Origin of the sequence: Clostridium nigeriense (assembly GCF_050585245.1) — a bacterium.
Lineage (GTDB): Bacteria > Bacillota > Clostridia > Clostridiales > Clostridiaceae > Clostridium > Clostridium nigeriense_A.
Genome location: NZ_JBNOOF010000001.1, coordinates 587,296 through 600,293, shown reverse-complemented (window position 1 = coordinate 600,293; position 12,998 = coordinate 587,296). Strand labels below are relative to the sequence as shown.

At 27.3% G+C, this 12,998-nt stretch carries 11 protein-coding genes; all 11 read left to right on the top strand.

All coding sequences use genetic code 11. The annotated features are described in order from the left end of the window. The first annotated feature begins 20 nt into the window (after positions 1 to 20). Positions 21 to 1,487: a DUF6937 domain-containing protein gene (locus tag ACQPUY_RS02910; RefSeq protein WP_430839417.1), complete on the top strand. Its 1,467-nt coding sequence runs from the start codon at positions 21 to 23 to the stop codon at positions 1,485 to 1,487. Positions 1,488 to 1,499: 12 nt separating this feature from the next. Further along, on the top strand, positions 1,500 to 2,063 hold the full coding sequence (locus tag ACQPUY_RS02905; RefSeq protein ID WP_430839416.1) for a TetR/AcrR family transcriptional regulator: 564 nt from the start codon (positions 1,500 to 1,502) through the stop codon (positions 2,061 to 2,063). A gap of 33 nt (positions 2,064 to 2,096) precedes the next feature. After that, positions 2,097 to 3,467, top strand: a complete 1,371-nt coding sequence (locus ACQPUY_RS02900; protein ID WP_430839415.1) for an MFS transporter — start codon at positions 2,097 to 2,099, stop codon at positions 3,465 to 3,467. Positions 3,468 to 3,475: 8 nt separating this feature from the next. Next, positions 3,476 to 5,821, top strand: coding sequence for an alpha-galactosidase (locus tag ACQPUY_RS02895; RefSeq protein ID WP_430839414.1), 2,346 nt, complete (start codon positions 3,476 to 3,478; stop codon positions 5,819 to 5,821). A 153-nt stretch (positions 5,822 to 5,974) separates the two neighbouring features. Next, complete coding sequence (locus ACQPUY_RS02890) at positions 5,975 to 6,514, top strand: hypothetical protein (protein ID WP_430839413.1); 540 nt, start codon at positions 5,975 to 5,977, stop codon at positions 6,512 to 6,514. Positions 6,515 to 6,586: 72 nt separating this feature from the next. Continuing rightward, positions 6,587 to 7,249 (top strand): HAD family hydrolase, encoded by a 663-nt coding sequence (locus ACQPUY_RS02885; protein WP_430839412.1) that lies wholly within the window; start codon positions 6,587 to 6,589, stop codon positions 7,247 to 7,249. A 402-nt stretch (positions 7,250 to 7,651) separates the two neighbouring features. Further along, entirely contained in the window at positions 7,652 to 8,722 is a 1,071-nt protein-coding gene (locus ACQPUY_RS02880; protein ID WP_430839411.1) for an ABC transporter ATP-binding protein, read from the top strand. After that, positions 8,722 to 9,603, top strand: coding sequence for a carbohydrate ABC transporter permease (locus tag ACQPUY_RS02875; protein WP_430839410.1), 882 nt, complete (start codon positions 8,722 to 8,724; stop codon positions 9,601 to 9,603). The genes ACQPUY_RS02880 and ACQPUY_RS02875 overlap by 1 nt, the downstream gene beginning before the upstream one ends. An 8-nt stretch (positions 9,604 to 9,611) precedes the next feature. After that, the gene (locus tag ACQPUY_RS02870) at positions 9,612 to 10,430 is read left to right on the top strand and encodes a carbohydrate ABC transporter permease (protein ID WP_430839409.1); all 819 of its coding nucleotides are present in this window, start codon (positions 9,612 to 9,614) and stop codon (positions 10,428 to 10,430) included. Then, complete coding sequence (locus ACQPUY_RS02865; RefSeq protein WP_430839408.1) at positions 10,414 to 11,709, top strand: MBL fold metallo-hydrolase; 1,296 nt, start codon at positions 10,414 to 10,416, stop codon at positions 11,707 to 11,709. Before ACQPUY_RS02870 ends, ACQPUY_RS02865 begins: the two co-directional genes overlap by 17 nt. Before the next feature lie 14 nt (positions 11,710 to 11,723). Then, on the top strand, positions 11,724 to 12,983 hold the full coding sequence (locus ACQPUY_RS02860; protein ID WP_430839407.1) for an extracellular solute-binding protein: 1,260 nt from the start codon (positions 11,724 to 11,726) through the stop codon (positions 12,981 to 12,983). Positions 12,984 to 12,998 lie beyond the last annotated feature (15 nt).

Sequence of the window (12,998 nt, the reverse complement as noted above, 5' to 3'; positions counted from 1 at the left end):
TTTTTAGTGAGGAGAAAGAAATGGAGAAATCAAAATTAATTTTTAATAATAAAATTGAAGATAGGGTTTATAGAAAAGCATTAAAAAGTAAGAAAAAATATATTAAAAAGTACGGTGATGATTTAAATAAAAAATACACTTTATCCTCTGAAAATATTGATTGTTTAGAAGACTATATTCCTACTAAAAATATAGTAATTAATAATAAGGAAAGATTGGATTTTAAAGATGAAAAACCAATTATAATAGGAAATATTAGAATGGGATTTGGTCATTATAGAATATCAATGGCAATAGCATCTGCTGCAATAGCAAAGGGTTATACTCCTTATTGGTTTGATTTACATTCTTTTAAAGAAACAACAGGAGGAAAGGTTATAGCCCATTTAAATGATTTATATTCTTTAGGATCTAGATTATCTCAAAGATTTAGTTTATTTAATAAATTATATTGGGAGCCATTAAATTCAGAAGGATTTAAAAAACTTTCATATAATGCTATGGATCAAAAGGTAGCAGAATTAATGACACCAATATTTGCAGAAATACCAAAGGATATTCCATTTATAGCAACTCATGTATGGCCATCGCAAGCAGCAATACATTCAGGTATGAAAAATGTAATTAATGTAATTCCAGATAATTGGCCAATGGCACTACATTTATCAGAAGGAGCTATCCACACTGTTCAAACACCTTCATCCTTCTTAGGATATAAAACTTTAAAGAATATGGATGGAAAGAAAATATTAAATCCTATACCAGATGGAGAAATAATAAATGTAGGCCATTATATAGATCACGAATTAGTTGTTAATTTAGAAGAAGATTCTAAAAAAAGACTAGATAGAATAGAAAATAATAAAACAAAAAGATTCTTACTAACAGTAGGAGGGGCTGGAGCTCAAAAGGAAATATATATATCTATAATTAAAAAACTTATGCCTAATATAAAGGAAAAGAAAGTATCCTTATATGTAAATGTTGGAGATCATAAAAGCTTCTTTGAAGATTTAGTTAAAGAAATCCCTGAATTAACATCTGAGAAAAATGATTTAGTATATCATTATTTTGATAATTATAAAAAAAGTACAGAATTTGCAGAAAGAGCATTAGATAATGAGGTTCATGGAATTCATATATTCTATAATGAAGATATTTTTGGAGCAGTATATATAACTAATTTATTAATGAGATCTTGTGATTTATGTATTACTAAACCAAGTGAATTAGCATTTTATCCAGTTCCTAAACTACTTATAAAGAGAGTTGGTGGACACGAAGCTTATGGTGCTATACGTGCAGCAGAAATAGGTGATGGAACTATTGAATGTGAAAGTACAGATAAAGTATTACAAATGATAGATTTAATTTTAGAAAGTAATGAAATATTAACAATGTTTAATGAAAATATACTAAAGGCTAAAAAAATAGGAATTTATGATGGAGCCTATAAGGTAATTGAACTTGCGATAAAAAATATATAGGGAGCAATTTTTATGAGATTACAAGAGGAAATATTAAAAGGAAGCATTGAAGTATTTAAAGAAAAGGGTATAAAGTTTACAATGGATGATTTATCTAGAAATTTAGGAATGAGTAAAAGAACTTTATATGAAATCATAAAAAGCAAAGAGTTATTACTTTTAAATGCAATAGACGATATATTTGATAACATTAATAAGGATAAGACAAATATATATATAAATAAAGATTTAAATGATATAGAAAGACTGAAATCTTTAATGGCTTTTTTACCAGAGTCCTTAGATATATTTGATTATTCTAAAATATATGAAGTTAAGAGATTTTATCCAGATGTATATGAAAAAATAAGATTAAGATTAGATGAAGGATGGGAAGAAACATTAGAACTTTTAAATAATTGTATTAACAAGGGATTAATAAAACCTGTAAATATATTATTAATTAAGCACATGATTATTGGATGCATAAATGAACTATTAGAAAATGATTTTTTATATAAAGAAAATATGGATTACAAAAAGGCTTATAAGGAAGTTATAGATATTATAGTTAAAGGAATTGAAAATAACGAATAAGATTATTAAATAATTTGAAAGAAGGGGAGAATTATGAAAAGTTTAACAAAAGGGAAAATATTTTGTTTTGCTATTGGTCAATTTGGATGGGCATTATTATCAGGTATTATAGTAAACTGGTTAGTTTATTTTTACCAACCAGATATTAGTACAGTTGGAGATGGAATGAGAATATTTATTCCGCAAGGACGTGTGATTTTAGGTGTAGTTACAATAATAGGAATTATAACAGCTATAGGAAGAGTATTTGATGCCATTACAGATCCATTAATTGCTTCTCTATCTGATAGAAGCAATCATAAGGATGGAAGAAGAATTCCATTTATGAGAATGGTATCATTACCTTTTGCAGTAATAACAGTTTTAGTATTCTTTGCACCATTTAAAGAAGCTGGAATTCTAAATAGCCTTTGGTTATTTGTAACATTAATGTTGTATTACTTATGCATAACTACTTATTGTACACCATATACTGCTCTTATCCCAGAGTTAGGTAAGACTCAAGAAGAAAGAATGACAATTTCCACTTATATATCATTTACTTTTATATTAGGAACAGCTGTTGCTTATGTTGCGCCAATGGTATGGGGACCTTTAGAAGGGTCATTAGGTAGAGTAAATGCAATGAGATTTACCTTTGTTGGAATGGCAATTGTAGCATTTATTTGTCTTTTAGTTCCTGTATTTACTATTCGTGAAAGAGATTATGTTGATTCAAAGCCTTCAGAAGCTGGGGCATTCACATCTTTAGCTAAAACTTTTAAAAATAGAGGTTTTAGAATATTTGTTGCATCGGATATAACATATTGGATTGCATTAACAATGTTTCAAACAGGATTACCATTTTATATTACATCATTAATGAAACTTGATGAATCTATGACAACCATACTATTTGTGTTAATGACTGCAATATCATTAATATTTTATATTCCAATTAATATTTTTGTAAAGAAATATGGTAAAAAGAATTTATTATTATTTGCTTTTTTAATGTTTACCATAACATATGTAATAACTGCTCTTTCAGGCCAATATATACCTATAGATAAAACAGTTCAAGGAATAATAATAGTATGTTTTGCAGCACTTCCTATGGCTATATTTGGAATATTACCATCAGCAATTGTGGCAGATATAGCTCAATCAGATTCTATTAAAACTGGAGATAGTAGAGAAGGTATGTTTTATGCTGCACGTACCTTTGCATTTAAAATTGGACAAGGATTTGCAATGTTAATATTTACTGCAATAAGTACAATAGGCATTGGATCTGGTCTTGGATATAGATTAACTGCTGGTGGAGCTGCAATATTTTGTTTAATTGGTGGAATAATTTTAGTGTTCTATAATGAGAAGGAAGTAAGTAAGATCATACAAAGTAATGGAACTACTATAAGTTAGGAGGATTAATGATGATAAAGGGAGATAGGGTATTTCATTTGAATACAAAGGACACAAGTTATATTTTTAGAGTTTTAGAAAATGGATATTTAGAAAATTTACATTATGGAAATAAAATAAGAGAGTGTAAAGATTATTCATTGCTTTATAAAAAATGTACTGTAACAGAGGGAAATAGTATTAGCTATAGTAAGGAGTTTCCTAATATAAATTTAGATAACATATGTCTTGAGTATTCTGGAATAGGAAAAGGTGATTTAAGAGAAAGTCCAATAGATATAGTTTTTGAGGATGGGACCTTTGTTACTGATTTTAGGTTTGTAGAAAGTAGAAATTATACTGGAAAGAAAAAAATTCCTGGTCTTCCTTCCTCACATTCAATAGATGATAAATGTGAAACATTAGAAATTGATTTATTAGATGAAGAATCACAAGTTATGCTAACATTATATTATCATACATTCTATGAAAGTAATATAATAACAAGATATGTTAAAATATCTAATTTAAGTGAAAAAAGTATAATTTTAAATAAAGTTATGAGTATGCAACTAGATGTTCCAAATTATGAATATAGTATGATAACGTTTGATGGTACTTGGGCTAGAGAAATGCAAAAAAGTATAAGAAAACTAGAATCAGGAATATATATAAATGATTCTAAAGGTGGAACAAGTTCTAATAGACATAACCCCTTTGTTATATTTAAAGGAAAATATACTGGAGAGAATCATGGATCATGCTATGGATTGAATTTAATTTATAGTGGAAATCATATTGAAGTTGTGGAAGTTAATTATGCTAATAAATTGAGAATTCAAACAGGGATAAATCCGTATTGTTTTAATTTTAATGTTGCTAAAGGGGAATATTTTTATACACCAGAAGCTGTATTAAGTTATTCTGAAGAGGGCTTAAATGGGTTAAGTAATAATATGCACAAATTTGTTAAGGATAATATAATTCCAGTAAATTTTAAGAATAAGGAAAGACCTATACTTATAAATAGCTGGGAAGCTCATTATTTTGAATTTGATGATAAAAAATTATTATCCCTTGCAAAAGAAGCAGCTAATTTGGGTATAGAATTATTTGTATTAGATGATGGATGGTTTGGAGAAAGAAATGATGATACATCTTCTTTAGGAGATTGGTATGTAAATGAGAGTAAATTATCTAAAGGATTACAGGGGTTATGCAAAGAAATAAATTCCTTGGGAATGGATTTTGGATTATGGTTAGAGCCTGAAATGATTAGTGAAAACAGTAAACTTTATAAAACTCATCCTGATTGGGCAATTAATGTACCCTATAGAAAACCTAGTATTGGAAGGAATCAATTTGTACTAGATTTAAGTAGAAGTGATGTAAGGGAATACCTTATTGAAACTATTATTAAGATATTAGAAAGTGCAAATATTTCATATGTAAAATGGGATATGAATAGGAATTTTTCTGACTTGTATAGTAAGAATTTAATTAATCAAGGAGAATTATTTCATAAGTATGTTTTAGGATTATATGAAGTTATAGAAGCTATTCAAGAAAAATTCCCTAATATTCTTTTTGAAGGCTGTTCAGCTGGGGGGAATAGATTTGACCTTGGAATGTTATGCTATATGCCACAAATTTGGGCTAGTGATAACACTGATGCTAGTGAAAGAATTAAAATTCAAAATAATTTATCTTATGGCTATCCACAATGCACTTTTGGAGCTCATGTTTCAGATTGTCCAAATCATCAAACTTTAAGAAGTATATCTTTAGAAACTAGATTTAATGTAGCTGCTTTTGGATTACTTGGATATGAGTTGAATCTTAAAAGCTTAGATTCATTAACTAAAAAAGCAATTAAAGAGCAAATCGAATTTTATAAAAAGTATAGAAAAATACTTCAATTTGGAGAGTTTTACAGGATAGAAAATATCTATAATAATAATGTTACTACATGGATAAATGTTGAAGATAATAAGAGAAGTGGAATATTGATGTATTATCAAGATAAACAAATTTCACATCCCAATGATGATATAATAAAAACATTTAAACTTTCAGAAGATACTTATTACAAAGTATCAGTAAGAAAGCAAAAAATAAATATAAAAGCTTTTGGTAATTTAATTAACCATGTTACTCCTATTGAAATAAAAAATGATGGTATGATTCAACATTTTATTTCAAAAGTTTATAGTTATGAAACTGAAAATGAAGAATTTTTCGCTTATGGAGATATGTTAAATGAAGTTGGATTTATGCCAAAGGAACAGTTTTCAGGATGTGGGTTTAATGAAAATGTAAGATTAATGGGCGATTATTCATCAAGATTATTTATAATAGATAAGATTGATGAATAGATAAATTAATATTAGAATAAAACAAATTAAAAGTGTAGTGATACAGAAATTTACTACACTTTTATATTTTGTGCTAAAAAGTGGCAAAATTTTATTTATAAAATTATAGTGTATAATAAATATATAAATAAAACTTAATTAGGAGGAGTTATTATGGGAAAATTCACTGAATTTTTTAATTCAATAGATAATTTACTAAGTGAAGAAAAAGAACAAAAATTAAAGGCTAAATTAGCAAGTAAGATTAAATCTAAAATATTTACTGAAGAGGTTTTAGAGAAATTAAATGAGCATGATTTTACTGGAATAGCTGATGAAGAGGAAGATATAGTAATGTTATTTTCTACTATTTTCCCTGTATTCGTAAAAAAAGATGGGATAGTTTTTAGATTATATAAACATAAGATAGAAGTTGATTTATCAGATGAAATGAAGGATAGGTATATTTATATGTTTTCTGATGGAAGATTAACTTCAGGAATATTTCAATGTTTTAATATTAGTGATGATGAGTATGTTTATGGTATAAAAAGAATAATTGAAGTTATTCCTTTATTTAAAGAATCCATTTTAGAAACATTATCTACCTATAATAAAAATATAAGTGCTAATTATGTAAACAATGATTTAAAACCAAGATTAGAAGTAGCAGAAAAAAATTACGATAATTTAATAAAGTACTTAGAAGAGTAGAGTTAGTTTCTTGCATTAATTTTTCTAGTATAATATAACTAATAGTATAGTTAGTTATATATGGAGGATTATATGCAGCAAAATATAGATAAATTAAAAACAGTAATATTTGATATGGATGGAGTTTTATTTGATACAGAAAAAATATATTTAGATGTTTGGACAAAAGTTTTTGAAAAATATGGCTATAAGATGACAAAAGAAATATATTGTAAAGTAATAGCAACTGGACGTGAAAATGTTAAAAAGGTATTTAAAGAGGAATTTGGAGAAAATATACCAATAGAAGAAATGTATAAAGAAAAAGATAAGGCTTTATCTGAAGAACTAAAAAAGAAAATTCCTATAAAAGATGGTGCATATGAATTGCTTAAATATTTAAAGAATGAAAAGTACAAGCTTGCCTTAGCAACATCTGCTTCAAAAGAAAGAATGAATAAGCAATTAAATCATGCAGGTTTTAGATGGATATTTGATGAAGTGGTTTCTAGGGATGAAGTTAGGGAAACAAAACCTAATCCAGAAATATTTTTAAAAGTAGCTAATAAGCTTGGCGTAGATCCTAAAGAATGTATTGTAATAGAGGATTCTTTGGCTGGAGTTAAAGCTGCGTATAGAGGAAATATGACTCCTATACACGTAGTAGACTTAAAAACTGCAGATGAGGAAATAAAGAAATATTGTTATAGAAGTTTCAATAATTTAATTGAAATAAAAGAAGAGGTATTTAAATAAATTAAAAAGAGTTTTGTGAATTTTAGTATAATTGTTATTATAAATAATGGGTATATCATAATTGAAAAGGAAAATAATTCTTTTTTTATTCTAGAAATTATGATATATTTATATATTGAAGAAACAGTATAGCTAATTTTTAAGAATAGAAATATACATAAAACATAAACTATTTGTAAGTTATAGATTCGACAAATAACAAACTAGAAATAACATTAAATAAGTAGGTAATATAATTGTAAGAAATTTGTTTTAATTTAATTATAAAAAGTTAAGATGATGTTAAATTTAAATTTTTTTATATGAAAAAAACATAATATATTGTCATTGAAATGTATATTTAGTATAGTATATAGGGACGGATAAAAGTTGATTATAAAAAATAAATATTAGAGGTGGCACATGATACAAATTGAAAAACTGAAAAAAGTTTATAGCAATGGTTATGAAGCTTTAAAAAGCATTGATCTTAAAATTAATGAGGGTGAGTTAGTTTGTCTTTTAGGTCCTAGTGGTTGTGGAAAAACTACTATTCTTAACTTATTAGCTGGACTTTTAGATCCTAGTGGTGGTGATATTAAATTTGATGGTGAATCTGTTATTGGAAAGCATCCTAAGGATAGAGGAATAGGATTAGTATTCCAAAACTATGCGTTATATCCACATATGACAGTGCTAGAAAATGTTATGTTTCCTCTTACTGTTGGTAAAAATAAACAACCTAAAAATAAGGCTATGGAAGAAGCTAAAAAATATATGAAGGTTACAAGTATTGAAGAATTAGCTGATAAAAAGCCAGGAGAAATGTCTGGAGGACAACAACAAAGGGTTGCAATTACAAGAGCCCTAGTTCAAAATCCAAGAATATTATTACTTGATGAACCTTTAAGTAACTTAGATGCTAGATTAAGACTAAGAATTAGGGAAGAAATTAGAAGATTAGTTAAAGAAATTGGTATAACTACTATTTTTGTAACTCATGACCAAGAAGAAGCACTATCTATAAGTGATAGAATTGTATTAATGAATGAAGGAATAGTACAACAATTTGATATACCTCAAAATCTTTATTTAGAGCCGGCTAATCTTTTTGTAGCTAAGTTTATGGGAAATCCAATAATAAACTTAGTAGAGATGAAGAAAGATGGAAATATATTAAAATCTAATGATTTTTCAATTGATTTAAATCTTTTAGATAAAAATAGATTTAAAGGTGAATTGACAGAAGAAAATTACATAGTTGGTATTAGACCAGAATACTTTGAAATTAGTGAAAATCCATTGTTTGAAGTTGAAGTTGAATCTACTGAGTTAATAGGAAAAGATTGTATAATAAACTTTAAAGTTAATGATACAAATTCAAAGTCTATAACTGATATAAGTAAGAAAGTATTAGAAGGAGATAAAGTAGGCTTTGATATTGACTATAACGGAATTTATGTATTCCAAGAGAATGGAGTTAGAGTGTACTAATGAAGAAGTTTAAATATAGAGCGGAGAATTCACCACAAGCATGGCTATTTTTGCTGCCTGCTTTAGTAATAGTCGGAATATTTAATGTGTTACCTTTAATAAAGACTTTTATTATGTCTTTTCAAAAAGGAACTTTAAATAACTTAACTTTTAATGGATTTAAAAATTTTGAAGTAGTATTAAAAGATCCAAAGTTCCATACTGCAATTGGAAATACAGCATTATTTGCCTTTGTTGTAGTGCCAGTTGGATTAATAATATCTATGTTTATAGCTATAACAATATACGAAAAAATTAAATATAAAGATATATTTGAAACAATATTCTTTATTCCATATTTAACAAGTATAATTGCTGTTGGTATAGTATTTAGATTCCTATTAAATGGAGAGTATGGATTTGTAAACTATGTACTAGGATTTTTCAATATAGGACCATTTAACTTTTTAGATGATCCAAGCATGAGCATGATAACATTAATTATATTTGGTATATGGTCGGGACTTGCATTTAATATTATAATATTACTTTCGGGTTTAAGAAATGTTGATAAAAGCTATTATAAAGTTGCTGATATGTTTGGAGCAACAAAGATGGAGCAATTCTTTAGAATAACTTTACCTCAAATGATACCAATTATTACGTTTTTATTAATGGTTAATTTTATTAATGCATTTAAGGTTTATGCCCAAGTATTCTCTATATTTAATGGGAAAGCAGGTATTGCTGATAGTGCAACAACTGCGGTATTCTATGTATTTAATAAATTCTATGTAGAAAATCGTTATGGTCAAGGTATGGCAGCAGCAGTAATTCTATTTGCTTTAATTTTAATTTTCACATTAATTCAAAATCGTATATTAAAAAGAATATCTAAGTAGGTGAAAAGATGAAAAAAGTTAATTCAGTTTTATCAAAAACTTTTATAGTTTTAATGGCAATAATTACATTGTTTCCTTTTGTATATATGATTTTATCAAGTTTAATGACTTATCAAGAGGCAACTAGTATACCACCAACTTTACTTCCTAAAGAGTTTCAGTGGAATAACTTTTCATTAGCAATGGAGCAAGCTCCATTTGTAAGATACTTCTTTAATACAATAATAGTTGCTGGAATATCAACAATTGGAACATTAATCACTTCTATATTAGCTGGATTTGCTCTAGTTAAATTAGATTTTAAAGGCAAAAATATTTTAGTATTAGGTATGGCAGCTTTATTAATGGTACCTTATGAAGTTACAGTATTTACAAACTATCAAACAATTGCACAGTTAGGTTTATTAGATACATATGCAGCTTTGATATTACCATCACTTGCAAGTATATTTTATATATTCTATTTAAAAGAATATTTAACAAGTATTCCTATATCTTATTATAAAGCAGCAAAGGTAGATGGATGTTCTGACCTAGAATTTATCCATAGAATATTGATTCCTTTAGCTAAGCCAGCATTATTTACTATGGGAATATTAAGTTTTATAAATGGATGGAATTCATTCTTATGGCCAATACTTGTAACAAATAGTAAAGAAATGAGATTGTTAAGTAATGGATTAAGCTCTTTTGCAACAGAAAGTGGTACAAATGTACAACTTCAAATGGCAGCATCAACAATAGCTATAGTACCAATATTAATTTTATACTTAATATTTAGAAAACAAATTATTAGAGGAGTTGTTAAGAGTGGCGTTAAAGGATAAGAAGACAAAAATCACTTTTCACAATGGTATTTTAACTATAGGTGGAACAATAATTGAAGTGGTATATGAAGATAGCCATATATTCTTTGATTTTGGAAGTGAATACAACCCAAAGGCTCCAGTACAGCCAGAGAATTTGCAGGATTTATTAGATGAAAATTTAGTTCCATATCTAGATAATATGTTTGATCCAAGCATACCATTAAAAGGATATAAATCTAAGGAAAATAAATTTAAAAATACAGCGGTATTTTTATCGCATATGCATTTAGATCATTCTAAGATTGTAAATTACTTAAATCCAGAAGTACCTTTATATACATTAGAAGGAACTAAGTCTTTATTAAATACATTAAATATTAATAATGATTTTTTATTCCCTCTATATGAAAATAAGGGCAAAAATACAAGAGATATAATTGGAGTTAAAGAAAATGAAGTTATAGAAATTGGTAAGATTAAAGTTAAAGTAATGCCAGTTGACCATGATGCATATGGTGCTTGTGGATTATTAATTGAAACTCCTGACTTAGTAATTTCTTATACTGGTGATATAAGACTTCATGGGTATAGAAAAGAGGATACATTAAGATTTTGTAAAGAAAGTGAAAACTGTGATATTTTATTAATAGAGGGTGTGAGCGTTTCTTTCCAAGAGTTTGATGATGATATTAGCGAAAAGGAAATTACAAATGAACCTGAGCTAATAGAAAAAATAAATGAAATAGTTAAAGAAAATCCGAATAAACAAATAACATTTAATTACTATATTTCAAATATAGAAAGAATCTTAAATATAATTAAGAGTAATCCTAGAAAGGTTGTTTTAGATGCATATTATTCATATGTTCTTAAAGAAGCAACTGGTTATGAATCTTATTATTATTCATTAGATGATAAGGAATATGGATTAAATGAAGATTTAAGAATAAATTTTGAAGATTTATTAAATGATGAAGGAGACTTTTTCTGGCAATTAGATACACTTGCCATTAAATATATAGATCAATTAAAAGAGGGTGGCATTTATATCCACTCAAATGCTACACCATTAGGGGATTTTGATCCGGCGTATTTACCATTTATAGACAGTTTTGAAAGGAGAAATATTAAATTTGAAAGAGTGTCATGCAGTGGACATGCACATCCTATGGATTTAATTAGAATTATTAATTTAATTAAACCTAAATTATTAGTTCCAATACATTCTTATCGTCCTGAAAAACTTTATAATGAAAATGGTGATGTTCTTTTACCAGAAAAAAAACAAACTATATAATTGGAGGAGACAAAATGAAAATTAAGAAACTAATTGCTCTAGCACTATCAGTAGGTTTATTAACTGGATGCTCAACTAAGGGCTCAGAAACAACTAATGAAGACATCGTTACAGAAATTACTTCACCTGTTGAAATTACTTTCTGGCATGCAATGAATGGGGATTTAGAAAAATCTCTTCAAAAGTTAACAGATGAGTTTATGGAACAAAATCCTAATATTACTGTAACTTTACAAAATCAATCAAGTTACAAGGATTTACAACAAAAAATTACAGCAACAGTAGCAAGTCCTAAAGATTTACCTACTTTAACTCAAGCATATCCAGATTGGATGTTCAATCCTATAAATGATGGCTTAGTTACTGATTTAACTCCATACATTGAAAATGAAACTTTAAAATTTGACAATTATGATGATATATTAGCAAGCTTTAGAGAAGCAGCTAAAATAGATGGTAAAATATATGGTATGCCATTTAATAAATCAACAGAAGTTTTATGGTACAACAAGACTTTATTTAATGAATTAGGACTAACTCCTCCATCAAATTATGATGAATTAGTTGAAGTTTCTAAGAAAATATATGAAGCAAAGGGTATTCCAGGAGCTGGATTTGACTCATTAAATACGTATTATACAACTTTCTTAAAGACTGAAGGTAAAACATTTGATAGTAGTTTTGATGTAACTAGCGAAGAATCTGCTAAGGCTGTTAATTACTACTTAGAAGGTGTTAAAGAAGGATATTTCAGAATTGCAGGAACAGATAATTACTTATCAGGACCATTTGGTAATGAAACAATAGGTATGTATATAGGATCAAATGCTGGTGAAAATTACGTTAAACAAGGTGTTGGCGATAAGTTTGAAGTTGGTGTTGCTCCATACCCAACAAATGCTTCATTACAACAAGGAACTGACTTATATGTATTTTCAAGTGCTACAGCAGAACAAAAAACTGCAGCTTATGAATTCTTAAAATTCATAACAAGTACTGAAAAGCAAATTCAATGGGCATCAGAAACTGGATATATGCCAGTTAGACAAAGTGCAATAGATTCAGAAGAATATAAGAATTCAGGTAGCTTAATTGCTTCAATTCTTTCAGATGCAACTAAGAATTTATATACAAATCCAGTAATTACTGGTGCAGACGCAGCATATCGTGAAGCGGGTACAGTATTAGAATCAGTATTAGCTGATCCAAATAATGCTGATGTAACTAAGAAATTAGAAGAGTTTAAATCTACTTTAAATTCAATTTGGGAATAATATAGAGTATATTCC

Excerpts from the sequence above, each read along its gene's own strand:
- ACQPUY_RS02910 (WP_430839417.1), top strand. The coding sequence starts at position 21 with ATGGAGAAATCAAAATTAATTTTTAATAATAAAATTGAAGATAGGGTT.
- ACQPUY_RS02905 (WP_430839416.1), top strand. The coding sequence starts at position 1,500 with ATGAGATTACAAGAGGAAATATTAAAAGGAAGCATTGAAGTATTTAAA.
- ACQPUY_RS02900 (WP_430839415.1), top strand. The coding sequence starts at position 2,097 with ATGAAAAGTTTAACAAAAGGGAAAATATTTTGTTTTGCTATTGGTCAA.
- ACQPUY_RS02895 (WP_430839414.1), top strand. The coding sequence starts at position 3,476 with ATGATGATAAAGGGAGATAGGGTATTTCATTTGAATACAAAGGACACA.
- ACQPUY_RS02890 (WP_430839413.1), top strand. The coding sequence starts at position 5,975 with ATGGGAAAATTCACTGAATTTTTTAATTCAATAGATAATTTACTAAGT.
- ACQPUY_RS02885 (WP_430839412.1), top strand. The coding sequence starts at position 6,587 with ATGCAGCAAAATATAGATAAATTAAAAACAGTAATATTTGATATGGAT.
- ACQPUY_RS02880 (WP_430839411.1), top strand. The coding sequence starts at position 7,652 with ATGATACAAATTGAAAAACTGAAAAAAGTTTATAGCAATGGTTATGAA.
- ACQPUY_RS02875 (WP_430839410.1), top strand. The coding sequence starts at position 8,722 with ATGAAGAAGTTTAAATATAGAGCGGAGAATTCACCACAAGCATGGCTA.
- ACQPUY_RS02870 (WP_430839409.1), top strand. The coding sequence starts at position 9,612 with ATGAAAAAAGTTAATTCAGTTTTATCAAAAACTTTTATAGTTTTAATG.
- ACQPUY_RS02860 (WP_430839407.1), top strand. The coding sequence starts at position 11,724 with ATGAAAATTAAGAAACTAATTGCTCTAGCACTATCAGTAGGTTTATTA.